The sequence below is a fragment of the Woodsholea maritima DSM 17123 genome, from assembly GCF_000382325.1.
Taxonomy (GTDB): Bacteria; Pseudomonadota; Alphaproteobacteria; order Caulobacterales; family Maricaulaceae; genus Woodsholea; species Woodsholea maritima.
Genome location: NZ_KB908058.1, coordinates 67896 through 93001 on the forward strand (window position 1 = coordinate 67896; position 25106 = coordinate 93001).

General features: G+C 56.6%; 25 protein-coding genes. 11 read left to right on the top strand and 14 right to left on the bottom strand.

The genetic code is table 11. The features are described from left to right. The first annotated feature begins 1 nt into the window (after position 1). Together H151_RS0108475 and H151_RS15975 are read left to right on the top strand one after the other, a co-directional pair. Positions 2 to 874: a 4-(cytidine 5'-diphospho)-2-C-methyl-D-erythritol kinase gene (locus tag H151_RS0108475; protein WP_019961229.1), complete on the top strand. Its 873-nt coding sequence runs from the start codon at positions 2 to 4 to the stop codon at positions 872 to 874. Positions 875 to 893: 19 nt separating this feature from the next. Continuing rightward, positions 894 to 1949, top strand: a complete 1056-nt coding sequence (locus H151_RS15975; RefSeq protein WP_019961230.1) for an MraY family glycosyltransferase — start codon at positions 894 to 896, stop codon at positions 1947 to 1949. Positions 1950 to 1957: 8 nt separating this feature from the next. Here H151_RS15975 and H151_RS0108485 read toward each other — a convergent pair whose 3' ends face one another. Beyond that, entirely contained in the window at positions 1958 to 2950 is a 993-nt protein-coding gene (locus H151_RS0108485) for a polyprenyl synthetase family protein (protein WP_019961231.1), read from the bottom strand. 148 nt (positions 2951 to 3098) lie between these two features. On the opposite strand from H151_RS0108485, the gene H151_RS0108490 reads away from it, so the two are divergent. From H151_RS0108490 to H151_RS0108500, 3 genes are read left to right on the top strand one after another with little or no spacing between them, the layout of a single operon-like run. Then, positions 3099 to 3341: a putative signal transducing protein gene (locus tag H151_RS0108490; RefSeq protein WP_019961232.1), complete on the top strand. Its 243-nt coding sequence runs from the start codon at positions 3099 to 3101 to the stop codon at positions 3339 to 3341. Beyond that, on the top strand, positions 3338 to 4081 hold the full coding sequence (locus H151_RS0108495; protein ID WP_019961233.1) for a tRNA1(Val) (adenine(37)-N6)-methyltransferase: 744 nt from the start codon (positions 3338 to 3340) through the stop codon (positions 4079 to 4081). Before H151_RS0108490 ends, H151_RS0108495 begins: the two co-directional genes overlap by 4 nt. A 53-nt stretch (positions 4082 to 4134) precedes the next feature. Next, complete coding sequence (locus tag H151_RS0108500; RefSeq protein WP_019961234.1) at positions 4135 to 4974, top strand: S49 family peptidase; 840 nt, start codon at positions 4135 to 4137, stop codon at positions 4972 to 4974. 527 nt (positions 4975 to 5501) lie between these two features. Here the strand turns inward: H151_RS0108500 and H151_RS17040 are convergent. The 5 genes from H151_RS17040 to H151_RS0108525 form a co-directional block, all read right to left on the bottom strand. After that, a complete protein-coding gene (locus H151_RS17040) occupies positions 5502 to 6110 on the bottom strand; it encodes a 2OG-Fe(II) oxygenase (RefSeq protein WP_169336730.1) in 609 nt (202 codons plus the stop codon). Positions 6111 to 6168: 58 nt separating this feature from the next. Continuing rightward, entirely contained in the window at positions 6169 to 6702 is a 534-nt protein-coding gene (locus H151_RS0108510; RefSeq protein WP_019961236.1) for a hypothetical protein, read from the bottom strand. A 2-nt stretch (positions 6703 to 6704) separates the two neighbouring features. Beyond that, positions 6705 to 8537 carry an aminopeptidase P family protein gene (locus tag H151_RS0108515; protein WP_019961237.1) on the bottom strand — a complete coding sequence of 611 codons (1833 nt, stop codon included), beginning with the start codon at positions 8535 to 8537 and terminating at the stop codon, positions 6705 to 6707. An 81-nt stretch (positions 8538 to 8618) separates the two neighbouring features. Then, complete coding sequence (locus H151_RS0108520; RefSeq protein WP_156823443.1) at positions 8619 to 9509, bottom strand: 50S ribosomal protein L11 methyltransferase; 891 nt, start codon at positions 9507 to 9509, stop codon at positions 8619 to 8621. Positions 9510 to 10146: 637 nt separating this feature from the next. Then, positions 10147 to 10743: a hypothetical protein gene (locus tag H151_RS0108525; RefSeq protein ID WP_019961239.1), complete on the bottom strand. Its 597-nt coding sequence runs from the start codon at positions 10741 to 10743 to the stop codon at positions 10147 to 10149. 183 nt (positions 10744 to 10926) lie between these two features. Here H151_RS0108525 and H151_RS0108530 point away from each other — a divergent pair, with 183 nt between their 5' ends. Further along, a complete protein-coding gene (locus tag H151_RS0108530; protein WP_156823444.1) occupies positions 10927 to 11358 on the top strand; it encodes a hypothetical protein in 432 nt (143 codons plus the stop codon). Between the two features lie 655 nt (positions 11359 to 12013). Here the strand turns inward: H151_RS0108530 and H151_RS0108535 are convergent. From H151_RS0108535 to H151_RS0108545, 3 genes are all read right to left on the bottom strand, one after another. Further along, a complete protein-coding gene (locus tag H151_RS0108535; RefSeq protein WP_019961241.1) occupies positions 12014 to 14335 on the bottom strand; it encodes an ATP-dependent helicase in 2322 nt (773 codons plus the stop codon). Positions 14336 to 14454: 119 nt separating this feature from the next. Beyond that, entirely contained in the window at positions 14455 to 15102 is a 648-nt protein-coding gene (locus tag H151_RS0108540) for a CDGSH iron-sulfur domain-containing protein (RefSeq protein WP_019961242.1), read from the bottom strand. A gap of 29 nt (positions 15103 to 15131) precedes the next feature. Beyond that, a complete protein-coding gene (locus H151_RS0108545; protein WP_019961243.1) occupies positions 15132 to 16775 on the bottom strand; it encodes a chloride channel protein in 1644 nt (547 codons plus the stop codon). Between the two features lie 143 nt (positions 16776 to 16918). On the opposite strand from H151_RS0108545, the gene H151_RS0108550 reads away from it, so the two are divergent. Further along, complete coding sequence (locus H151_RS0108550; RefSeq protein ID WP_019961244.1) at positions 16919 to 17359, top strand: VOC family protein; 441 nt, start codon at positions 16919 to 16921, stop codon at positions 17357 to 17359. On the opposite strand, the gene H151_RS0108555 is transcribed toward H151_RS0108550, so the two are convergent. Then, the gene (locus tag H151_RS0108555; RefSeq protein WP_019961245.1) at positions 17332 to 17568 is read right to left on the bottom strand and encodes a ribbon-helix-helix domain-containing protein; all 237 of its coding nucleotides are present in this window, start codon (positions 17566 to 17568) and stop codon (positions 17332 to 17334) included. The two genes, H151_RS0108550 and H151_RS0108555, sit on opposite strands and share 28 nt — an antisense overlap. 180 nt (positions 17569 to 17748) lie before the next feature. On the opposite strand from H151_RS0108555, the gene H151_RS0108560 reads away from it, so the two are divergent. Continuing rightward, positions 17749 to 19824, top strand: coding sequence for a TonB-dependent receptor (locus H151_RS0108560; protein WP_169336731.1), 2076 nt, complete (start codon positions 17749 to 17751; stop codon positions 19822 to 19824). Positions 19825 to 19857: 33 nt separating this feature from the next. Here the strand turns inward: H151_RS0108560 and H151_RS0108565 are convergent, their stop codons facing one another. Further along, on the bottom strand, positions 19858 to 20955 hold the full coding sequence (locus tag H151_RS0108565; protein WP_019961247.1) for an NADH:flavin oxidoreductase: 1098 nt from the start codon (positions 20953 to 20955) through the stop codon (positions 19858 to 19860). Between the two features lie 88 nt (positions 20956 to 21043). Further along, complete coding sequence (locus tag H151_RS0108570; protein ID WP_019961248.1) at positions 21044 to 21262, bottom strand: DUF4169 family protein; 219 nt, start codon at positions 21260 to 21262, stop codon at positions 21044 to 21046. 40 nt (positions 21263 to 21302) lie between these two features. Between H151_RS0108570 and H151_RS17550 the strand changes: the two genes are divergently transcribed. Next, on the top strand, positions 21303 to 21596 hold the full coding sequence (locus H151_RS17550) for a hypothetical protein (RefSeq protein WP_156823446.1): 294 nt from the start codon (positions 21303 to 21305) through the stop codon (positions 21594 to 21596). 66 nt (positions 21597 to 21662) lie between these two features. On the opposite strand, the gene fumC is transcribed toward H151_RS17550, so the two are convergent. Then, on the bottom strand, positions 21663 to 23054 hold the full coding sequence (gene fumC, locus H151_RS0108575) for a class II fumarate hydratase (protein WP_019961249.1): 1392 nt from the start codon (positions 23052 to 23054) through the stop codon (positions 21663 to 21665). A gap of 164 nt (positions 23055 to 23218) precedes the next feature. On the opposite strand from fumC, the gene H151_RS0108580 reads away from it, so the two are divergent. Continuing rightward, positions 23219 to 23554: a RusA family crossover junction endodeoxyribonuclease gene (locus tag H151_RS0108580; RefSeq protein ID WP_019961250.1), complete on the top strand. Its 336-nt coding sequence runs from the start codon at positions 23219 to 23221 to the stop codon at positions 23552 to 23554. Between the two features lie 24 nt (positions 23555 to 23578). Next, on the top strand, positions 23579 to 24586 hold the full coding sequence (locus H151_RS0108585) for a zinc transporter ZntB (RefSeq protein ID WP_019961251.1): 1008 nt from the start codon (positions 23579 to 23581) through the stop codon (positions 24584 to 24586). A gap of 58 nt (positions 24587 to 24644) precedes the next feature. On the opposite strand, the gene H151_RS0108590 is transcribed toward H151_RS0108585, so the two are convergent. Continuing rightward, the gene (locus H151_RS0108590; protein ID WP_019961252.1) at positions 24645 to 25082 is read right to left on the bottom strand and encodes an SspB family protein; all 438 of its coding nucleotides are present in this window, start codon (positions 25080 to 25082) and stop codon (positions 24645 to 24647) included. Positions 25083 to 25106: the final 24 nt, after the last annotated feature.

The window sequence follows — 25106 nt, forward strand, 5'->3', positions numbered from 1 at the left end:
CATGCTGACTGAATTTGCGCCCGCCAAAGTCAATCTCAGCCTGCATGTCGGTCCGGTGCGTCTGGATGGCTATCACCCGCTCGATAGCCTCGTAGTCTTTGCCTCTGTCGGTGATCAATTGCTGATCGAACAGGGTGAGGGGCTGAGCCTCACCATTGAAGGGGAGGGCGCAGACATCCTGCGCGAAGAGCCGCATAATCTGGTCTTGAAGGCGGCCTATGCCTTGCGCGCGGTTGCGGATAATCCCGATCTGGGCGCGCGCATGACCTTGCACAAGCGTTTGCCTTTGCAATCGGGACTTGGCGGAGGCTCTGCAGATGCCGCTGCGGCCTTGCGGGGCTTGGCGCAATATTGGGGCCTGGATTTGAGCGTGAAGCAATTGGCTGAAATTGGCTCGGTTGTGGGCTCGGATGTTCCGGCCTGCGTCTATAATCGCCCCTTGGTGATGCGCGGGCGGGGGGAGAAAATCTCACCCCTTGTGGCTTGGCCCAGCCTTCATGGCGTGCTCGTCAATCCCCGCGTGAACGTGCCTACAGGTCCGGTCTTTGCCGCCTATGATAGCGCGCCGGTCGCGGCTTTGTCCGAAGGCGCCTTGCCCTTTGCCGGTGATCACGCCTCGGCGATCCTGTGTCTTTCTAAGACCCGCAATGATCTGCAAGCCCCCGCCCTGGCCCAGGCCCCGATTATTGAGACGGTGCTGGGCGAGCTTTGCGGCCTTGACGGCGCGGATCTGGTTCGTATGACAGGCTCGGGCGCGACATGCTTTGCGCTGTTTGCGAATGACGATTTAGCCCACGCTGCGGCGCAGACCCTGAAGGCGCGCCATGCGGGCTGGTGGATCGAAGCGGTGACGTTTAAAAGCGCGCTTTTATAGGCGCGCTGCGGGGGTAGAGATGAATTTACTCGCGATGGGGGCCATGGGCTTGGTCATACCGGCCGCCTTGATGGGCTGGGCGGTGACGCGGCTGGCCGTCAGCGGTGCTGTCCTTGATTTTCCCAATGCACGCTCCAGCCATCTTCGCCCCACACCGCGTTCGGGCGGGATTGGGATTGTTGCGGGCTTCATGCTGGCGCTCGCGCTGGCTTCAACCGTGCCCAGCCCTGCCGATCCCGATGCCTTGGCGCTCGTGAAGCTGATTATATTTGCTCTTGTGATGGGCGGTTTGGGCCTCACCGATGATTTATTGTCCTTACCGGCGAAGTTGAAATTCACAATCATGGTGCTCACCATCGGGCTTTATGTCTGGTTTGCCCAACCGGTGATGCTGATTGAGTTTACCGGCCATGTCCATGTCACCTTACCCTTTGTGGTGGGTCTTCTTGGATCGGCGCTTTTCCTGTTTGTGGTGATCAATGCCACGAATTTTATGGATGGGGCCAATGGCATGCTGGTCGCGGGCATGTTCCCCGCCGGGGTGGGCCTGGGGGTTATGGGCATTATGCAGGATGTGCCGCTGGCGGCCTATGCGGGCTTTTCCCTGGCCGGGGCTTTAGCAGGTTTTGCGCTTCTCAACTGGGATCCGGCGAAGATTTTTGCTGGGGATGTCGGCTCGCTGTTTTGTGGAGCGGTCATGGGCGCGGGCGGATTGGCGCTGGCGGTGAAGGGCTATCCCGGCACGGTGTGGCTGATCCCGCTTTTGGTCTTGCCCTTTGTCGGGGATGTCTTGTTGACCTTGTTAAAGCGTGCCCGCGCGGGTCGGCTCAGTCTGGCGGCTCATCGTGAGCATGCCTATCAGATGCTGCTGCGTGCCGGGATTTCTCATGCGCGCGCAGCCGAAGCCTATGCCTGTGGCGCGACAGCGTGTTCGGGGCTGGCCGTGGCCGTGGCAACGGGACCCGTGGTCTTGAAACTCATCGCCTTGGTGCTCGCCAGCCTTGCCTTTACGGTTATTTATTACCGCATCCACAGCTTTGCCTATAGCCAGGGCGTTGAGAAAACGGCCTATTGATTTACGGCTTAGTGCGCGCGATCGACCACAAATTCAGCGAGCTTCGCTAAAGCTTCGGACCAGGGGTTTTTCGGGAAAATCGCCAAGGCATCTTGCGCGGTCTGGGCATGGGCGCGGGCCTGGGCCAGGGTGTCTTCCAGCGCATTGTGACGCTTCATGATGTTCAGCGCCGTATCGAAATCGCCGTCATTCTGGACTTTTTCGACCATGACCCGCTGCCAGAAGGCGCGCTCATTCTTATCGGCTTTGTTCAGCGCCAGCGCGACCGGCAAAGTCATCTTGCCTTCGCGGAAATCATCGCCGAGATTTTTACCCAGCTTCACCGCCAGCCCACCATAATCAAGCGCATCATCGACCAATTGGAAGGCCAGGCCCAGCTCGCGCCCATAGGTCTCCAGCGCGTCTTCCTCGGCCTTGGGCCGTCCGGCAATGATGGGCGAGACTTGAGCAGCTGCCGCGAAGAGCGCCGCCGTTTTGGCTTCGATAATCGCCATATAATCGCTGACCGGGATGTCGATATGACCGGCCGCTTCCAGCTGGCGCACCTCACCCTCGGCAATGATCGAAGCCGCGCGCGAAAGCACATGCAGGGCATCCATACTGCCCGCATCCACCATCAACATGAAGGCGCGCGCGAACAGGAAGTCACCGACCAATACACTTTGCGGATTGCCATAGATCAAGTTCGCAGCCGTCTTGCCACGGCGCAAATCCGAACCATCAACCACATCATCATGCAACAAGGTCGCGGTGTGGATGAATTCCACCGCGGCGGCCAGCATGGCATGACCTTCGCCCTCATACCCGACCATGCGCGCGGCGGCGACCGTGATCAGGGGACGAATGCGCTTGCCTCCAGCCTCAACCAGATAGCGCGCCAGTTCAGGAATTAACGGGACCGGGGAGCCCATACGCTCGATAATCAGGCGATCGACACTGGCCATATCGGCTTTCGCCATTTGGCTCAGGCGCGTAACTGGGTTGGGAAGTTTGAGATCCATAGATATTCGCGGATAAAGATCCGCTCTGCCCCTTGATGTGGTCCAAAATCGGATCGCACAATAGGTAGGGAATGCAAATCGGGCAAGAATGCAGCACTGTATAAGATGCCGCATCTGCATCCGTTCACCGAGGAAAGGTCCACAGGCGATGAAATTGGTCTTTAAAACGCAAGATCCGGTGCGCTTGAGCTTTGTCGAAGCGCTATTGAACGGGCAAGGGATTGGCCATGTCGTACTGGATGGGGAAACCGCTTCGCTGTATGGCGGGGCGCTGCCCTGGATCCAGCGCCGGGTGATGGTTGATGATGAGGATTACGCCGCCGCACAGCGCGCCTTGCAAGACGGCTTTGAAGAGGCGGGCTTGGCGATGGAAAAGGATGAGCGCGCGTGAGTGAGCCCCGCTTAGAGCCAGACAGCGCCTATACCGAAGATGCCTTTCTGGGCGGCCAGATCACGCTGCGCCAGCCCAAAATTGGCTATCGCGCCGGGATTGATCCGGTCTTGCTGGCGGGCAGTCTGCCGGTGAAGCCCGGTAAGCGGGTGTTGGAGCTGGGCTGCGGGGCCGGAGCGGGCCTCTTATGTGCGGCGCGTTTTTTCCCAGACAGCGAATGTGTAGGGGTGGAGCGTGATGAAAACGCGGCCGCGCTGGCGCGTGAAAATATTGCGCTCAATGATCTAAGCGCGCGGGTCAGTGTCATCACCGGCGATATTAAGACGGTGGCCGTGTCAGGCTTTGATCATGTCTTTTTCAATCCGCCCTTTTTTGAAGATCCCAAGGCCCTTCGTGCCCCCAAGGATCAAAAGGTGCAAAGCTGGATCGCCAGTGAGCCTATCAAGGTTTGGATGGATGTCGCCATCGCGGCGCTGCGCGGGCGCGGCACGATCAGCCTTATTCACCGCGCTGATCATCTGGGCGAGATTTTGGCCGGATTGGGCAAGCGCGCGGGCGAGATTCGCATTCAGCCCATTCATCCGCGCGAGGGGGAACCGGCTAAACGGGTGATTGTCCATGCGCGCAAACACGCCAAAGCCCCGTTGACACTTTTAAGCCCTATTATCATGCATCAAGACGATGATCAGTATAACCCACGGGTGAAATCGGTGCTGATGGGGATCACCCCCTTGCTTTAAGCGTTTAATCACCTCACATCTAGGACTTCGAGACATTTTAGGGGACTTGGCGAATGAGCTTTCTGGACGATTTGACCTCTGGTCTTTCTAGTTTTTTCAAGGATTTGACCGAAAAAAGCGTCATCATCCCTGTGGTGCGCCTGGAAGGCGTCATTGCCCCGGGGGCCAGGTCTGGTCAGGCCATTAATTTGGCAAAAGTCGAGAAATTGCTGGCCCAAGCCTTTAATTTCTCCAGCGCGCCCTTGGTGGTGATCTTGATCAATTCGCCGGGGGGCAGCCCGGTGCAGTCCAAGCTGATCCATGATCGCATCCGCCAATTGTCCGAAGAAAAGAAAAAACCTGTTATGGCGTATTGCGAAGATTATGCCGCCTCGGGCGGTTATATGATCGCGTGTGCGGGCGATGAGATTATCTGTGATCCTTCCAGCCTTGTGGGCTCAATCGGGGTCATCGCGGCGAGCTTTGGTTTTACCGATCTGATGGAAAAGGCCGGGATTGAACGGCGCATGGATACTGCGGGCGATAATAAATCCATGAATGACCCTTTTAGCCCCCGCACAGAGTTTGGCCAGAAGCGCCTGCGCGCGATTTTGGACTCGATCCATGCGACCTTTAAAGAGTTGGTGACCTCGCGCCGCGGCGATAAGTTGAAAGACGATCCGGAGCTGTTTTCGGGTGCGGTTTATACCGGCGCTGAAGCTTTGGAGCTGGGTCTGGTCGATCAGATCTTGGATCTGCGCGCGGAATTGCGTGAACGCTATGGCGATAGCGTGAAGATGAAGATGCTGGCCCCGTCTAAACCGGGTCTCTTGTCGCGCCTGACCTCAAGCGCGGTCAAAGCCGGTGCGGAGACCTTAGAAACCGAGAGCCATTGGAGCCGCTGGGGGCTTTGAGCCGAGATTGCTAAGCCAACTCCAGTGAAGTGTATTGTGTCATCCCGGCTCAGGGCCGGGAACCAGGCTGTGACCTGTCTTTAAGCCTGAATGACCAGAACCTAGCGCGGGCCTTACGCCATGGCCCCCAAGTCAAGTTTGGGATGACTTCGAACCCAAAGGGTTCGTTAGGACGACCGTCCGCCATCAGTGAAGCGAGGAGACTTCACAAGAAGTCGCCCCCTCCGGTACCTACGGACCACCTCCCCCGTAAACAGGGGAGGACATGTATCGGGCGATCAGCCCGCAAGCGCGAATGCGCGCCCGCAGTGTAAGCGAGGATCTTATGAAAAGCTGTCATCCCGGACGAACGCAGTGAGATCCGGGATCTATTGGGCTTGCCATCAAGGTAGATAGATCCCCGATCAAGTCGGGGATGACAGGCTACATTTTTGTCATGCCAATGAGCGCATACATCTCGGCATCTTTAGATCCCCGATCAAGCGCTTATAGTGCGATACCGGCTATCGGCTACTTGAGCGTGAGCCCTAGCGCCAGCGCTCACCGCGGATCCAGGCGACCAAGCTATAGCGCGCGCCTTTGGTGACCGGGGTTACCCGATGCACGCTATAGCTGGGGAAGACGATGGCATGGCGCTTCTGGCGCGAAGCCTTGACGGGAGGGTCGCGGAACATGAACTCCAGATCGCCGCCCTCATAATCCTCGCTCTCGCTCAACTGGACGGAGATGGAGAGCTTGCGCCGGTTATTGGGATAGGCGCTGTCGGTGTGCCAGCCATAATGGCCCAGCTCTCCGGCTTGATAGCGCGCAATCTGCAGGGCCTCGATGCCTTCAAGATTGAAGTTGAAAACCTGGGCATTGATCTGCTCAATAAATTGCCCAAAGCCTTGATAAACGCCGATCCATTCATTTTCTGCGGGAACGCGAAAGACTTGCGAGCGCCGTAAGGCCCGATCTGACGTGAAGCGGCCTTCTTCCTCGGCGCTGGCGGCAATCACGCCCTCTTCAGGATCATTATCGACCGCTTGGATCATATGGGCGATCATCTGATCATCCATATTCATTTCCGCCGTGATGTAATTGGGAAAGCTGTGAGGATCGGCGGTTTGTGAGTGAGCTTCGGCAACCATAGTCATGGACCTCATACTGTTTGAGCCCATCACACGATGATTCTGTGGGTGTATGAAACGCGACCTAGCGGTTTTCCACGCGCCGATAAATGCCATCCAGGCGAATATCACCGTCATGCTCGGCCAGATAAGTGCGCATTACCGCATCCAGCTGATCATCATCATGAAGAGCGCAAAAGCCTTCTTCATTGAGGATAAGGCTCTCCTGGTTGCGGGCTGCCTCGCTCAGCTGATCACATGCGGGCTGGTGATAGCTCGCCATGCCCTCATACAGGAAGAGAATGCCATAGGCATAGCCGCCATCGCGCGGCCATTCAGCGATATAAATATCCCCGTCCAGCTGATGCAGGCGCGCGCCTTCATGGGGGAAGTTTTCCGCTTCGGAGTGATAGCGCCGCGCGCTATAGGTGATCTCACCACGCCAGGTGACACGATCCCATTCTTCGCCATTCTCATCATAAGGGGTATGGGTGTAAACGCCCGGTTCCAACGCTTTATCTGCGGACCAATAGCCGATGAGGGAGGTTTCAGAATAGAAACACCCCCCAAGAGCCAAAGCCCCACATCCCGTCAAAACCAGAACCGAGCGTTTGATCATCCTCAGCCCCGTGTGATCGGTGCGCAGGCCGTTTCCAGCCAGGTCTTGACCTCATCGCTGACTAAATCAGCGATCTTGGTGAAGACCTCACCATGATAGGCATTGAGCCAATTAAGTTCAGCATCTGTGAGGTATTGGGGATCAATCAGCTCACGATGGATCGGGGCCATGGTAACGCTTTCAAAGCCCAACATGGGGATGTCGCCGCCGGGAATATCGGCTGGGGCGGTGACAACCTGAAGGTTCTCAATCCGGATGCCGTAATGATCGGCTTTATAATAGCCCGGCTCATTCGAAACGATCATGCCGGGGCGCAGGGCGATAGAATTTGGCGCTTTGGCAATGCGTTGCGGGCCTTCATGAACGCCCAGATAGCTGCCTACCCCATGGCCCGTGCCATGGGCGTAATCATAGCCCGCTTGCCATAGCGCGTGACGCGCCAGCACATCGAGATGCGTGCCGGTGGTGCCTTCAGGGAAGCGCACGACGGTCATCGTGATCATGCCTTTGAGCACCAGGGTGAAGTGACGGCGCATTTCATCGCTGGGTGCGCCGATGGGCACAACGCGGGTGATGTCCGTGGTGCCATCGGGATATTGCCCGCCCGAATCCACCAGATAAAGCGAGCCTTGGGCCAGTTTCAGATTGCTGTCTGAATTGACGCGGTAATGGGGGTGTGCTCCATTCGGGCCATAGCCGGAGATGGTCTCAAAGGAAATATCGCGCAGATCCGCGCTATTGGCGCGGCGGATTTCTTCCAGCTTCATCGCCGCGGTAATCTCGTCTTCCTGGCCGCTTTGTGCCTGGGTGTCCAGCCAATGCAGGAAGGTCGCGATGGCCGCGCCATCACGGATATGGGCCTGGCGAGAACCTTCGATCTCAACCGGGTTTTTGCATGCCTTGGGTAGGGCCACAACATCCATGGCGCGTTTGATCGTAGCCCCAGCAAGGGTCAATTGATCAAAGACCCAGGCCGACGATTTCGCCGGATCGACGCTGACGGATTTCCCGCCCAGGCTCGCCAAGCCATTGGCAAGTTCATGCTCTTCACGAACTTCGACCTGATTGCCCAAATGCTCACGCACGCCGTCGCTCAGCTTGGCGGTATTGATGAAGAGGCTCGCGGTGCCATCCTTGTTCAAAATTGCCGCAGACAATGGTAGCGGTGAGCATTTCACATCGCCGCCGCGAATGTTAAACAGCCAGGCCACAGAGGCCGGATCGGTCACGATGGCCGCGTCCAGCTTGTCTTTCCCTAAGGCTTCGCCCAGGCGCGCACGCTTGTCGCTATGGGCCTCACCGGCTTTATCCAGATCTTGCACCACAACATCGCCCATCGGCGCTTCGGGACGATTGTCCCACGCGGCATCAATGGGGTTCTGCTTGAGCGCGACCAGCTCCGCCCCGGCCATGTCTACCGCGCTTTGCAGCGCGGCGAGGGCGTCCGGGCTATGCAATTTAGGGTCATAGCCGATTTTTTGACCAGCGCTGACATGCTCGATAATCCAGGCGCGCTGCGCTTCAGTGCTCAGATCGGTTTGATCAAAGAGGGTAAGATCGGTTTGCGCGCGCGATTGAAGGGTATAGCGCCCATCCACGAACATGACGGCCCTATCGATCAGGACCAGCGCCGCGCCCGCGGAACCGGTAAAGCCGGTGGCCCAAGACAAGCGCTCAGTATTTTGTGGCAGATACTCGTTATTGTATTCATCTTCATGGGGGATGAAGAAGCCATCAAGGCCCGCCTCTTTCAAGACAGCGCGCAATTTAGGAAGGTGATCACGACCCCATTGTGGGCCGCCCTTCACGTCAAAGGTTTGAAAAGCCTGTGTCATGATGTTGATCTCGTCCTTATGGTTCGCAGTTTCAAGGGGCAGGGGTGCGGGCGGAGTGCCCAGATGACAGTCATAAACGTCCTACGCGGCGCGCCGATCCAGGGTCAAAATGGCCCAACCCTCGATCAGGGTTTGTGAACGCACATGCAGCCCAGTGCGGGCATAGGCGCTCGATACGGTGTCAATCTGATGCTCTAACAGACCCGATAGGATCGCAACCCCATCATGGGCCAGGGCACCGGCCAATTGTTCGGCCAGGATTTCTAACGGTCCGGCGAGAATGTTGGCGAAGATCAGATCAAATTCACCCGTTTCGAGCTGGGGGTGATTGAAGCCATCGGCTTCAAAGGCACCAATGCGCGCTTCCACGCCATTTTTGGTGGCGTTCTCTATCGTTTCATCAACCGCGATCGGGTCGATATCGCTGGCGAGAATGGTATGGGCCTTGGGCCATAGAAAGGCCGCGGCAATGGCCAGCGCGCCCGAACCTGCGCCCAGATCTAGGATGCGGGACGGAGTGAAACCGGTCTGCTCCAGCTCATCGGCGGCGATCAAACAGCCCTTGGTGGTGCCATGATGACCGGTGCCAAAGGCGGGGCCGGCTTCGATCTCGATGGGAAGCTTACCCTGGGGCAAATTCTCGCGATCATGCGCACCAAATAGCACAAAGCGTCCCGCCTGAACCGGGGGCAGTCCGGCCAGCGAGAGACGCACCCAGTCCTCTTCAGGCAGGGGTTGTAGGGTGATGTCCAGGCCTTTTGTGCTGGCCGCATTCAGGCCGATATGCGCGCAAAAGGCGTCCTCGTCTGGCATATCACCAAACAAAACGTCTAATCGGCCTTCATCGGGGGTATCTTCGCCAAAAACCGAGGATGACAACCAGATCGGCTCATCATCTTGATCCAGGCGATCTGATATCGCTTTCAAAGCGGCATAAGGGCCTAGGGCCTGCCAGCGCCAAAGTGTGCTCATCATCACTCTCCCATCTCGCCCCATCTAGGCCCGTGTGGGCCTATGGATCAAGGGAATATGACGGTTGAGGGTGGGATCTTGCGTGTAGAGGCGGGATAACGCCCGGGGCGGTGATCCTTATGGTGTGTCCTCGCTGTGCTAGAGCAAAGACTAAACTGTCATCCCCGACTTGATCGGGGATCTATGCGCTTTGAAGGCAAGCTCAATAGATCCCGGATGTGCGCTTCGCTGTTCCGGGATGACAGTGTTTTTTTAATTCCTCGCTCACGCTGCGGGCGCGCACTTCTTATTTGTCCTATCGCCTGTCGGCTATTTGAGGACATTCGTCCTTGCGACCCTTCGGGTCGAGCGTGTCATGCCAGACTTGATCTGGCATCCCTGCCGTAGGCTTGACGATTATTCTGGTCAACCAGAACCCAGCCCAACTTGTCCGGCATGGACCCCAAATCAAGTTTGGGACCGCGCTAATGATAAATCGCCATCCGGGTTCCCGGCCCAGCGAAGCGCAGAGCCGGGATCCAGTCTTCGCGTGGCGTCTTGAAATTGTCGAATGGACCCCGGATCACGTCCGGGGCCGCGGTGCAGATGAAATGCCAGTCAGGTTGCCGGGTGTGGCCCGCTCGCACAAAGTGTCTTTTTAAAAAACCACTCCAAAAAACAGACAGATAATCAGCATAAAGCCCGCGCCGACGGCCCAGTCTACCGCGCGCATCGGGTGAAATTCGCGTCCTTCCTTATCCAGGAAGGCTTTCCATTGATCCCAGGTTTTTGGCCAATACTCTGGCCAGGTGGGTGATTTTTGTACGGTGAGCTCGGGCGGTGGACCATTTTCAAAGGCGCGCTTTCCCTGGTGAACGATGCGCGCCAAATCCTCCTCCGGGAAGGGCGGGATCGGACCGTCGAATAATTGCCCGGCATCGGCGCGCTTTTCATAATCGGCCCGCATATGCTCCATCAGCGCGTCAAGCTGGGTTTTTAACTGCTCGGCGGCGTCTTCCCGGCTCAAGTGCTCGCGCTGGACCTGTTCCAATAGGGGATGAGCGATATCGGCGCGAAAATCGGTCAGGATACGGATTTGCGCCAAGTGAAAGGCGTGCCAGCGCCGGGGGCTGGCCAGTGCGCCCCATTTGGCAAAATCCGCATTGATCTGCCCGCCCTCGCGGGTCAGGCGCTTAACCGCGCTGTCATACGCCTCGGTGAGAAGCGCGGTTAAAGGAGTGTCAGTCTCGCTCATAATCGCCTCACACGGGATGGATATGGAAATGATGCCCTGACTCGGATGATGTTTCGAGAAAGACTTGAAGACAGCCGTGTTTTATGGGGGAAAAGTGGGCTAGCTTTAAGATGAGAGGCGCGACTTCGTCATTCTCGCAATAGGGATGGCTTCTATTTAGAATTTCAAATGGAAATGAGGCACATGGAGAAAATTCCTTACCCTTGGGCCTATCCAGTTATTTGGATAGATAATACGGGATGTGTTGAAATAATACATGGCGATTTGCCCATGCATTATGGTGATGCGCGCTTTTTAAAAATAATTCCAGAAATGGACATAAAAATAATTGAGAAAAATCATATAGTATGGGAGATAATTGCGGCGAACGTTGTTAAAAAAATGCCTCTTTTTTCATTATTCCCTAAATTTATTTTTGAAAGACCATTTATATTAGAGTTTTTTTATGGCGATGTAAAATTCTTAGATCTGCGCGATATTCAATCTTTAATTATAAACGCGTTTAATAAAGATTTGGATTGTTTGCCCGAGGAAAGACCCAAATTTAATAAGTCATTACTAGGTTGCCAAGATATTGAGTCAATATTTGAGTTTATTGGAAATATGGAGGAGTAATCTCGACGACTGTTGTCCATATAAATAGCATTAATGCCGAACATAATAGATTCCCGATCACGTCGGGGATGACAGGGTTTAGGGTAGGGTGTCATGCCAGACGAGATCTGGCATCCATGCCGTGAGTTTGACGATTATTCTGCGCGATCAGAACCTTGCTCACCCCGTCCGGCATGGACCCCAAATCAAGTTTGGGGTGACAGGATAAAGGATGGATCCCGGCTCAAGGCCGGGAACCCGGTTGGCATATTCGCATCCACGCGGCCCCGGGCTTGATCCGGGGTCCATAGACTGAAAGGGTGTGTCACGTTCTGATCGTGGATAGCGGACTGAAAACTCACGGCATGGATCCCCGATCAAGTCGGGGATGACAACTTCTTTAGTTCCTCGCTTCGCTGCGGGCGGGCGCTTCTTACTTGTCCTATCGCCTGTCGGCTATATGAGGACGGTCGTCCTTGCGACCCTTCAGGTCGACCCTGTCATGCCAGGCTTGATCTGGCATCCATGCCGTAAGCTTGCCGAATAATCTGCACGATCAGAACCACGCTCAACCCTTCCGGGATAGACCCCAAATCAAGTTTGGGGTGACATAAAATATCAGAGTTGATGACAGGGTTTAGGATATGACGGGCTATCGTGGTCAGCCCTTCGGGCCTTACGGCAATTCAGAGATGAAGCTTTCCACGACCTTCTTGGTGCCCGCCTTATCAAAGTGCACGGTGAGTTTGGGGCCATCGGCCTGTTTGACCGTGCCATAGCCGAATTTTTGATGGAAAACGCGGTCGCCGGGCGTCCAGCGGCCATTGCCGCCCGCGCTGGAGGTGATGTGTTCGGCCTTGGCATTGATCGTGCCGGGATCGCGCGATGTGCGCGGCTGGCTTTGGGCGGCCTTAAAGCGTTTCCAGCCCGGACTTTCATAGGAGGAGCGGAAGGGATCGCCGGGCTGATTCAAGGTCTCAAAACCGGGGCCCGCCTCTTGATAATACCCCGTATCGCTTTGCGCCTCGACATGGGCGGGGGGCAGTTCATCAATGAAGCGCGAGGGCAGAACGCTTTGCCAGCGCCCAAAGATCTGGCGATTGGCGGTAAAGGTGATCATGGCGCGTTCGCGCGCGCGGGTGATCCCGACATAGGCCAGGCGGCGTTCCTCTTCCAGGGCCGCGGTCCCGGACTCATCCAGCGCGCGCTGGGAGGGGAAGACTGTCTCTTCCCATCCAGGCAGGAAAACCAGCGGAAACTCAAGGCCTTTGGCCGCGTGAAGCGTCATCAGGCTGACTTCAGAGCCGTCTTCGGTGCGGTCAAGATCGCTGACCAAGGCCACATGTTCCAGATAGGCTTCGAGCGTATCAAACTCGCCCATCGAGCGGACCAATTCTTTGAGGTTGTCGAGCCGTCCGGCGGCCTGGGGCGATTTATCCTCGCGCCACATAGCGGTATAGCCGCTTTCATCGAGGATAATCTCAGCCAGCTCATCATGGCGCAGGCTTTCGGCTTGCTCTCGCCAGCGGTCCATATCGCGCAGGAAGGTGGTGATGGCGGTGCGCGCCTTGCCCCGAATTTCATCGGTGCCGGACATCAAGCGCGCGGCTTCACTCATCGAGATAGCTTGCAGGCGCGCGGTGGCGGCGATTTTCTGCACGGTTGTCTCGCCAATACCGCGCTTGGGCGTATTGATAATGCGCTCAAAGGCCAGGTCATCTTCGGGCGTACGCACCAGGCGCATATAGGCGTGGGCATCGCGGATTTCCGCGCGTTCAAAGAAGCGCGGCCCGCCAATGACTTTATAGGGCAGCCCCAGCATCAAGAAGCGATCTTCAAAGGCGCGCATCTGCCAGGAGGCCCGCACCAGAACCGCGCAGTCATGATAATGGCCGGATTTACGCACCCAGCTTTCAATCTCATCGGCGATGAAGCGCGCTTCGGCCTCGCCATCCCACAGGCCCTTGACCTGGACCTTTTCGCCGCCGGCATCTTCAGTCCACAAGGTTTTACCCAGGCGCGATTTATTGGCGGTGATCAGGCCCGAGGCGGCCCCGAGAATATGCTCGGTCGAGCGATAATTGCGCTCCAGCCGGATGACTTTTGCGCCGGGAAAATCGGTCTCAAAGCGCAAGATGTTATCCACCTCCGCCCCGCGCCAGCCATAGATGGATTGATCATCATCGCCGACACAGCACAGATTGCCCGATCCGCGTGCCAACAGGCGCAGCCAGAGATATTGGCACACATTGGTGTCTTGATACTCATCGACCATGATGAATTTGAATTTGTCGTGATAGCTTTTCAGGACGTCGGGATTGTCCTTGAAAATCGTCAAATTATGCATCAACAGATCGCCGAAATCACACGCGTTTAACGTCGCCAGGCGTTGTTGATAAAGCTGATAGAGCTTACCGGCTTTACCGTCGGCGAATTTCCACTTGTCCTCATCGGGGATGCGATCGGGTAACAGGCCGCGGTTCTTCCAACCATCAATCAGGGCGGCGAGATGGCGCGGAGTCCAGCGCTTCTCATCGATCTTTTCCGCTTGCAGGATCTGCTTGATCAGGCGCAGCTGATCATCGGTATCCAAAATCGTGAAGCTGGATTTCAGCTCCACCAGTTCGGCATGACGGCGCAGGATTTGCGCAGCGATCGAGTGGAAGGTGCCCAGCCAGGGCACGCCCTCCACCGCTTCGCCGATGATCCGCCCGACACGCTCCTTCATTTCGCGCGCGGCCTTATTGGTGAAGGTCACCGAGAGGATTTCCCAGGGCCGTGCCTCACCGCTCGCCAGGATATGGGCAAGGCGCGTGGTTAGAACGCGGGTCTTACCCGTGCCTGCGCCCGCCAGCACCAGAACCGGACCATGCAGGCTCTCAACCGCTTCACGTTGTTCGTGATTGAGCCCTTCAAGATAGCCACCTTCACGCGTGCGCGGGGGGCGGGCCATGGCCTGTTGCGAGAGGGAGAGCCCGGTGGGGGTATGATCAGACATCGGCACACTTAATCTGGGGTCTGCTAATCGGGGATCTGGGGCAAATCGAATCGAGAGTGATTCGGCAAAGCGGAACGAAAGTAGCACATTTCACCCTCAGGGATACAGAGGGGCGGGTGTTAAACCCCGTTAGCCTTAAAGCCAAGGGCCTCATGGCGGCCATCGCAGAAGGGTTTGTTCTTCGATCCCCCGCACCGGCACAGGACAACGCGTTGGGTGCGCAGGGCAACCCGGCCCGAGGCGGTGCGGATTTCCATCGCGCCTTCAGCGATGATCGGGCCGTCTTCGCATAGCGTCAGGCGCAGGCTGGTGTCTTGCGTGAAGGTGGCGCGCACATCGGAATTGATCGCACCGGGATCGTCAAAGCCGATGGTCTTATGACTGCGATCGCAGAAGGGTTTGTGGCTAGAGGCCCCACATCGGCACAGCGCCATGCGATTACCCGCGCTGGCGCCATTGATCTTGATGTCGGGCGAATGAATGAACAAAGGGCCGTCGGCCGTCACCTGGATTTTGCTGGTCGTGGGCAGTTTTGGATCTTCAATCTCGGGGTCAAGCTTGCGCGCGCGTAGGGCGCTGGTCGGGCAGCGCGCGACGATCGACAACACACTGGCCGGGTCTTCGCCATTGGGATCAACCCAGGGGTTGCGTTTGGGATTAAACGCACGTGAAGAGCCATTGGTACACTCGCTGGCATGCAGGCAGATCGCGCTATCATAGGTCACTTCCACCGACTTACCTTTATAAAGGGTGATGCGCTGTTTCATATCGCTTCTTATAACCTCGCGAAGGGACGCTAACGGTGTTCTTCTTCGTGGATATTCATCAATTCCTGAGCATAGACGCCATGGGCATGGGCGGTGGAGATGAAGCCAGTAATCGGCTGGTCTTTGCGTCGTGCGCGCACGGGAACGCCATCGAGCCCGTGTTCACGCAGGAAGTCAATCACTCGTCCTAGGGTGTCATCCTCAAACACATACGTCTCCCCGGCATCAAGGTGAAAGTCCTGGGGATCAAGCGGGCTCATAATGTCGCGGGCGCGAAGCGTGTGCAGGATGAGCCGGGCTGCGCCTTGCGTCAAATCATATCCGTGGCGTTGGATCTGTTTATGAAAGAATGAGCCGCGGGTGAAGGATAGCGTCAGGACGGTCGCCAAAGAGACCGCCACCAGCAGCGCAATGGAAGCTTCATAACTGCCGGTCAGCTCAAAAACGATCAAAGTGGTCGAAAGCGGCGCGCCCAGCACCGCACCAGACACGGCCCCCATGCCGACAACGGCGAAGAAGGCGATCTCATCGCTTTGCCCGCTTGTGGCATACATCGCCGCCGCACCAAAGGCTGCGCCCAATAAGGCCCCTAAATAGAGCGAAGGTCCGAATACCCCGCCGCCAAAGCGGGCCCCCATGGAAATCACGGTCGCCAGGATTTTAAAACCCACCAGAAGAAGCGCCATGCCCATGCCATAATCCCCCATCAGGGCGGCCGCCGTCGCTTCATAGCCAATGCCCGCGACCTCGGGTCGGATCAGGAAAATCAAGCCCAGGATGAGGCCGCCAAAGGGAGGCAGCAGCCAGAGCGGCAGATCAAACTGGCGCATCCGCTCTACGGTAAGGCGCGGGACGTGCAAGGCTAAATGCGTGAAGGCAATCGCAACACAGGCGGCGGCGAGGCCCAGGGGCGGGATCCATAGAAAATCCACGATGGAAACTTGTGCCAGGGCCGGGACGGCAAAGGCCGGGGTGGCCCCATAATGAAGACGCGCGATCAGCGCACCGGTTACGCTCGCCACCGCCACGGGCGCGATGGAGCGTAGGGCATAATGGCCGAGGATCACCTCGAACGCGAAGAGCGCCCCGGCCACGGGGGCATTAAAGCTGGCCGCCACGGCGGCGGCCGCGCCGCTCGCCAGGATGATCCGGGCGGCACGCGGAGGGAGCTTTAGGCCATGGGCGATTTGTGAGGCGAGGGTTGCGCCCAGATGGACCGCTGGGCCTTCACGCCCTGTCGAGGCCCCGGCGCCTAGAGAAATTGCGGAGATGAGCGCTGATAACAGTCCAGCCCCTAGCGGCATGTGCGCGCCCTTGGCGGCACGCGCTTCTATGACATCGGCCACGGCTTCGGCACGTGTCTCGATCAGCCAGCGGGTCCGCTCGCCCATCCATAACAGGAAAGCCACAAGGCAGCCGCCCAGAATGGGCCCGATGATGACATGCCAGGGTGAAAGGCTCACCAGCGCACTGGAGAGGTGCTCATCCTCGGCCCCATACATTTGGGCTTGGATCCGTGTGATCACAAAGCGCAGGCCCAGCGCGGCATAACCGGCCACCAGCCCCGCCACAATGCCCATCAGCCAGAGTATAGGCGAGCGTCCTTTCCCCATCATCGTGATGAGGGGCATAAGCCAATGGGTGAGGGTGCGAAGGGCGGGGCGTGTGATCATGGGTGGCGTGATTTGAATCCATTTACCCTGCGCGCGTCAAGGCAATAGATTGAGAACAAACGAAAATAAGTTAGTTCTTATTTTGTTCTTTTCTTGGGTGGGGTTTTGGGGTATAGCCAGGGCGAGATGAGCAGGAGGGTAAGATGGAACAGCGCTTAACCATGATCACTTTGGGGGTGGATGATATCGCCGCGGCCCGTGATTTCTTTGAAAACGGGCTTGGCTGGCAGGCCCATGCGGGCAGCAATGACAATGTGGTTTTCTTTGAAACGGGGGCCAGTGTTTTGGGCCTCTATGGCCGTGAAGCCCTGGGCGAAGAGGCGAATGCTGAGCTGGCGAACGATCAGATCCCGCCGGTGTCAATCTCCTGGAATGGGCGCACCCGTGAAGAGGTCGATGCCGCCTATGCCCAGGCGCTGGCTGCTGGGGCAGAAGATTTAAGTGCGCCCAAGCCCGTCTTCTGGGGCGGGTATTCGGGCTATGTCAAAATTCTCGGGCGGTTTTTATTGGAATTGGCGCACAATCCGTTTTGGACCGTGCATGAGGATGGCCGCGTTCAGCTGGACCCCTCTGACGAGGCCTGAACATAGCTGAGCGCCCAAACCCGAACCGCTGAGCTTAAAGGTTGTTCGGACATCGCCAGGGTGCGGGCCTCGTCAATTTCCCCGATCAAGCTGGCCAGCGATTGGCCGCGCGCCAGGATCGCCGCATCCAAAACGGCCCAAAACTCCGGCTCTAGCGCTAGGCTGGTGCGGTGACCCGATAAAGATAAGGAGCGTTTCTCAAAAGCCATAATGCACCTTTTATCGGGTTTCTGTGCACACGCCTAGCTGGACATGATCTTCAAAATCGGCTCCAAGTTTGAGCCTGAGTTACAGTATAACAACTTTGGTTTGAGCCAATTTACACCTCTCCATAATGCTTTGGGCGGCTTGAGGGGGGGATTTTGGACAGATAGGGGATGGAGATGGGGATGATGTCTAATCGTGGACGTACGCGTTTTGCGACCGGTGTGACATTGGGTGCACTGGTTATTGCAACTTTGGCGGGGGGCGCAGCGATCGCTGATCCCAATCATGACACGCGTGATGTCATCACGGTGTATGCGCGCCAGGGCGGCTTGGTCGGGGCAGCAAAATCGTCTTCTGCGGGCAGTGTTTTATATGACACTTTTTCTGCGCGTCCGCTCTCGCGGGTGGGTGAATTGGTGGAGGTGATCCCCGGCGTGGTGGCAACCCAGCATTCGGGCGAGGGCAAAGCCAATCAGTATTTCCTGCGCGGTTTTAACCTCGATCACGGCACGGATTTTTCTGCGGAGTTGGACGGCATGCCGCTCAATTTCCGCAGCCATGGCCATGGCCAAGGCTATCTTGATCTCAACATTCTATTACCCGAAGTCATTGCGCGCGTGGATTATCGTAAAGGTCTGTCTTCGGCGCAAACCGGTGATTTCTCCGCGGCCGGATCAGCCTTCTTCGTCACCGCTGATAAGCTCGATCATACGGTTTATGAGCTGACCCTGGGGGAAAACGGCTATGGCCGGTTTGTCGGCGCGGGCTCGGTGCCTGTCGCGGGTGGGGAGCTGTTGCTGGCCGGGGCCTATAGTCAATATGATGGGCCATGGGTGCTCGATCAGGATCTCAATTCTGTCAAAGGCTTGGTTAAATATAGCCGGGATGTCGGGGCGTGGAATTTCGCCGGGACGCTGATGGCCTATGATGCGTCCTGGGATGCGACCGATCAGATCCCGCAATACGCCATTGATGCGGGTCTGATTGATCGTTTGGGCTATGTCGATCCCGATCTGGGTGGATCGACACGCTATTATGCCGGTAATGTCCAGGCCCGCTATGCCCATGCCAATGGTGCCACGACACAGATGAATGCCTATGCGCGGCGCTATGAGTTTTCGCTCTTTTCCAACTTCACCTATTTCTTAGAAGACCCCGTACGCGGTGATGAGTTTGAACAAGGTGATCAGCGCTGGACCTATGGTGCGCGCATTCGTCATGGCGCAAGCCAATATTGGGGCGATATGCGCGTTTTGTTGAGCGTTGGGGCCGAATGGCAATGGGACCATATTGACCGTGTGGGCCTATATAAAACGCAAGCGCGCCGCCGTCATGACACGGTGCGTCAGGACAATCTCGATGAAGTGTCTTTAGCGGGCTTTGCGGAGGCCGAACTGTTTTTGAGCCCGTCTTGGCGGGCCGTTGTGGGCGCGCGGGTTGATCATTACCGCGCCGATGTCAGCGCTCAGACACTCGAAGCCAATAGCGGAAAAAGCGATGACACATTGGTGTCGCCGAATATCGCTTTGGCTTGGAAAGCCAGCAATAGCCTGGAATTCTATGGCAATTATGGTGAAGGCTTCCACTCCAATGATGCACGCGGTGCGACCATTTCGATCGACCCGGTTTCGGGTGAGGGGGTGGACGCGGTTGATCTGCTGGCCAAGGGGCGCGGGGCCGAACTGGGCGCGCGCTGGGAACAAGGCCCTGTGCACGCGACTTTGACCGGCTTCTGGCTCGATCTTGATTCAGAATTGATTTATGTCGGCGATGGCGGCGCGACGGAGGCCAATGATGCTTCGCGCCGTTATGGTGTTGAGGCGACAGCCTATTGGACGCTCAATGATTATCTGACCCTGGATCTGGCCGCCTCGTGGACCGATGCCAAGTTAAAAGGTGTTGATGGCGCAGAGGACCGCATTGCCGGTGCGGTGGAAAGCGTGGTTGCAGCTGGTCTGATTGGGCAGTGGCAGAATTGGACGGGCACTTTGCGCGTGCGTCACTTTGGTGAAGCGCCCCTCATTGAGGATGAGAGCGAAATGAGTGAGCCCACCACGGTGGTCAATGCCAGCGCCCATTACGCGCTCAATCACTGGCAGGTCGGCATTGATGTCCTCAATCTTTTCGATAGTCAGGACGCTGATATCACTTATCTTTATGAATCGCGCCTCAGCCCGAGCGCCGATGTGGTTGAAGGTCGCCATATCCACCCCGTGGAGCCGCGCAGTGTTCGCGTGCGCCTCAGCACCCGGTTCTAAAAATAAGGGGGGGGACATCCCCCCCTTGATCACTTATGTGAGGACTTTAAGCGCCTCAGGATTATAATCTTGAAGCTCGTCTTCGCGCGCTTCATAGATTTTTGTGGCCCATTGCGGATCGGAGAGCAGGGCCCGACCCACGCCGACCAGATCAAACTCATCCGCGTCTAAGCGCTCAATGAGGGTGGAAAGATCGGATTTTTCTGAGACCTCGCCTCTAAATGCGCCGAAAAAATCGGAGTTGAGCCCGACCGAGCCGACTGTAATGGCAGGCTTACCGGTGAGCTTTTTCGTCCAGCCGGCCAGATTAAGGGATGACCCCTCAAAGCTTGGCTCCCAAAAGCGTCGACTGGAAGCGTGGAAGATGTCCACGCCCGCCTCACTTAACGGGGCTAAGAAGCGGGCTAGCTCATCGGGGGTTTGGGCCAGGCTGGCTTTATAATCTTGCTGTTTCCATAGGGAAAAGCGGAAGATGACGGGGAAGTCGGCAGGAACATTCTCGCGCACGGCTTTGATGACTTCCTGGCCAAACCGGGTGCGCCCGGTCAAGTCTCCCCCATAGCGGTCAGTGCGCTTATTCATCTGATCCCAGAAGAATTGATCAATCAGATAGCCATGCGCCCCATGGATCTCGACCGCATCAAAACCAATCTCGACAGCGGCTTTTGCGGCCTTACCGAAGGCGGAAATTGTGTCTGCGATGTCCTCTTCGCTCATCGCTTGGCCGCGCGCTATGCCTTCATGGGTCAACCCAAAGGGGCTTTCTGAAACAATGTCGGGGTTGGGAATGTTATGATCCGGGCGCGCTTGACCGACATGCCAAAGCTGGGGGGCGATCTTTCCGCCCACGGCGTGGACTGCATCGACCGTCTTTTTCCATCCCGCCAAAGCCTCAGGGCTATAAAAATTGGGGATGTTGATATTCATGCTCGCCGCAGGGCGATCGATGGTCGTGCCCTCGGTGATGATCAGGCCGACATGGTTGGCCGCGCGGCGTTGATAATATTTGGCAACATCCTCACCGGGTACACCCTGGGGGCTCATCTGGCGCGTCATCGGGGCCATGACGATACGGTTTGCCAGATGTAATGAGCCTAAAGAAAAGGGTTGAAATAGAGCGTCTGCCGCCATCGGGGCCTCCCAGTTTTGCCATGGGAGAGAGATGGGGCATTGCTTTTTTCTTGCAAGTAGAAAGTGATAAAATCTTTCAGCAAGGGCTTTAGCCTTCGCTCTCATCCTCATCGCCGGGGCCATCATTGGCGGTTTCGCGGCGTAATTGATCCAGCTTGGCTTCGGCGCGCGTACGACGCAAGGCTTCACCGTCCCGTAGAGCCTTAGGCGTGCCAAAGATGACGCGATTTTGCGCGGCCTGCTTGGCCTTGTCTTTTCGCGCTTTCAGTTTACGAAAATGACGCAAATTTATTGTATCGGTGGTCATGAATTCGCCTTAAGAGGGATTTTGCTAGAGGGAGGGGAATGTGAAAAACGGGGTAACCGTGACTGTATTATTGGGGCTTACAGGTATCTTAGCATCATGCTCACCAAAGTTGGATCAAGATTCTCTTTGTGTAATCTCAGACCTAGCCCAACAAGATGAATGCACGCCTGGAAAGTATCTTTTTTATAGACCAGAGCGCTGGGGAAATGAACGTCTTGATCTGGATGTTATCGGCTTAGTTTGTGACTTTGATAAACCAATTTATCATAAAAATGCTGGCGTCATATGTGCTTATCATAAAAGAACTATTACTGAAGTCCAAGCCAGCGGATAAAATTAATCGGGCCAGCGCTCTCTATTCTTTTCGGAACAGAGAGCGCCTGGCTTTCTCTATATGAGCTTATTTCGGCCCGATCATGGTTTCGGGGCGCACGACTTCGTCAAATTCTGCTTCGGTGACAAAGCCCAGGCCAATGGCTTCTTCGCGCAAGGTGGTACCATTTTTATGGGCGGTCTTGGCCACGGTGGTCGCATTGTCATAGCCGATTTTTGGTGCCAGGGCTGTGACCAGCATCAAAGAGCGTTCCAGGATGTCATGGATACGCGCTTCATTGGCTTGGATGCCCACGACGCAGTTTTCAGTGAAGCTGACGCTCGCATCGGCCAGGAGGCGGATGGAGGTCAGGACGTTGAAGATGATGACCGGTTTGAAGACGTTGAGCTGGAACTGGCCTTGGGTACCGGCAAAGGTCACGGCGGTATTATTACCCATCACTTGGGCGCACACCATGGTCATGGCTTCACACTGGGTGGGGTTGACCTTACCGGGCATGATGGACGAGCCGGGCTCATTCTCAGGCAGAGAAATTTCACCAATGCCGCAACGCGGGCCAGAGCCCAAGAGGCGGATATCATTGGCGATTTTGTAAAGCGAGACCGCCAGAGAATTTAGCGCGCCATGGGCTTCGACCAGGGCGTCTTTGGTGGAGAGGGCTTCGAACTTATTGGGTGCGGTTTTGAACGGCAGCTGGGTGAGGCTGGCGACCTCTTCAGCGAATTTAACATCAAAGCCCGGCTTGGCGTTCAATCCTGTCCCGACGGCCGTACCGCCTTGAGCCAGTTCATAAAGCGCAGGCAAAGTCGCTTCGACACGGCGAATGCCATTGTCGATCATCGCCACATAAGCGGAAAACTCCTGCCCCAGGGTCAAGGGCGTCGCGTCCATCAAATGGGTGCGCCCAATTTTGATAATAGATTTGAAGCCTTCAGCCTTGTCATTCAACGCATTGCGCAAGGTTTGCAGGGCTGGAACCAGGGCATGAACAATCTGCTCGGCCGCGGCGATATGCATGGCGGTGGGGAAGGTATCGTTTGAGGATTGGCTGCGATTGACATGATCATTGGGGTGAACGGGATCTTTTGAGCCCACAACACCGCCCAGGATTTGAATGGCGCGGTTGGCGATGACTTCATTGGCATTCATGTTCGACTGGGTGCCTGACCCGGTCTGCCAGACCACCAGCGGGAAATGATCGTTGAGCTTGCCTTCAGCCACTTCCAGCGCAGCCTTGGCGATGGCATCGCCCAAACCGGCATCGAGATTGTTCAGCCCCATATTGGCCTTGGCGGCGCAATGTTTGACAATGCCCAGGGCACGGATCAACGGCAGAGGCTGGGTCTGGCCCCCGATTTTGAAATTCATCAAAGAGCGTGCAGTCTGGGCGCCATACAGCTTGTCGGCGGGCACGTCCAAAGGACCAAAGCTGTCGGTTTCGGTGCGCATATCGGTCATGATGAGGGCTCCTCGTTGAGCGCGTTTAGTGAAGGGCTTGTCGCCGAAAGGGGAAAGGCTGACAATAGAAACTTTCGAATCGGGTGTTTACCACCGCGCCACCATGGATCAAGCCTTGGATGATCTTAAGGCTGGATGACATGAGCTGGAATGGGAGAAGAAGCATGCAAGCTTTACAACTGAACGGGGCGTTGCATTTGCGCGTTGATGCCCTGACATCCCAAACCCGTCGATTTAAATCCTTGATCGGGGACTTCTTTCGCATGGAGCTGAAACGTGTGCGCCCCACATGGGGCCCGTTTGAAGTGGTCGTCACGATTGAGCGCACGAAAGACAGCCCCGTTCATGATGTGGATAATGTGGCCAAGGCCGTACTGGACGCCTTGAGCGCGATTATTTTTCATGATGATAGTCAGGTCGAACGGCTATATATGGAAAAGGTTATAGGCGAGCGCGCCCGGATCAATATCCGCGCCCGACCCTTACCCAAGCCCGGTTGAACTAAACGATCCTAGGACAAAGCGATGAGTGAGATCAATCTGCATACCCAACCCCTCAGCGCTTTTATGATGGACGGCCATGGCGGGGCGCATATGATTGATCCGCTTCAGGCCATGGATGATACGATCCGGACTACCAATCAATTTTCCTTTGTCTGGGTTCATGCCAAGCGCGATGGTGAGGGCGATGAGCCCGATGCGCGCAGCTGGCTGGAGGCGCAAGACGATATGGACGTTTTCGTCAAAGCGGCCTTGCTGGCCGATGATACGCGTCCGCGCTGCACGGTTCATGGCGATGGGGCGATTGTCAATTTGCGCGGCGTCAACCTGCATGAAGGGGCCGACCCAGAGGATATGATCTCGGTCCGGCTCTGGATTGAGGCGCACCGGGTGGTGGGGGTCTGGCTACGCCCGCTTTATGCCGTGGGGGATTTGATGCGCGCGATAGAGCGCGGCCAGGCCCCCGTCTCGCCGGGTGATCTTGTGGGCAAGCTGGCGCTGCGCTTGGCCGACCGGATGGAGCCCACGGTCGCTGCGCTGCACGAAGCGATTGATGTGTTTGAAGAGCGCCTCGACGAAGACAATATCGAAAACCTGCGCGGGGATCTGGCGGAGCTGCGCCATCAGACCATTATCCTGCGCCGGTTTATTGCACCCCAGCGTGATGCCTTGACGACCTTGGCCATCGAAGATCTAAGCTGGTTGGAGGAGAAAGACCGCAGTCGGCTCCGCGAAGCGGGCGATCGCACCACAAGAGTGCTGGAGGAGTTGGAGAGCGTGCGCGAGCGCGCCAGCGTCGTCCACGATCAGGTGTTGGAGCGCAGGGCGGAGCAGATGAACCGCTATACCCTTGTGCTGTCTGTGGTCGCGGCCGTTTTTCTGCCACTGGGACTGTTGACCGGTCTTTTGGGGATCAATGTCGGGGGCATGCCCGGCGTCGACAGTCCCTGGGCTTTTCCCATTGTGACCCTGGTGTTAATTGTGATTGGGGGATTGGAAGTGTTGCTCTTTCGCAAGATGCGGCTGCTATAGCTCACGCAAAAAAAAAGGCCCCGAGCGGGCCTTTTACATCATCGTCTTTTGCGACCGATCAATCTTTCTTGCGGAAAGCGTCCAGGCTGACCACGGTGGGCGCGTCTTCATCGCTCGAATCACTTAAGTCCTGACCGGGCGGGGTGTCGACGGGTTCATACTCAAAATGAAGATAGAAGCCGACCGCAGGATCATGGAAGCGGGTCACGGCCGTATAGGGTACGCGCAGATATTTCGGCACGCCGCCAAACTTTAACGTCACCTCAAAATGGTCATCTTCTGCGGATAAATCCCAGAATTGATGTTCCAAAACGATCGTCATTTCATCGGGATAAGACTTTAACAAGCTCTCATCTAGATCACAGCGCGAATCGGTTGTTTTGAAAGTTACATAGAAATGATGGGCACCGGGAAGCCCTTCAGGGCTGGCTGCACGGGCCAAGGCTTGTCTGACAACCCCGCGTAGAGCTTCCTGCGCGAGTTTGTCGTATCGCATGAGGTCTTTTGCCACAGCCCTCTC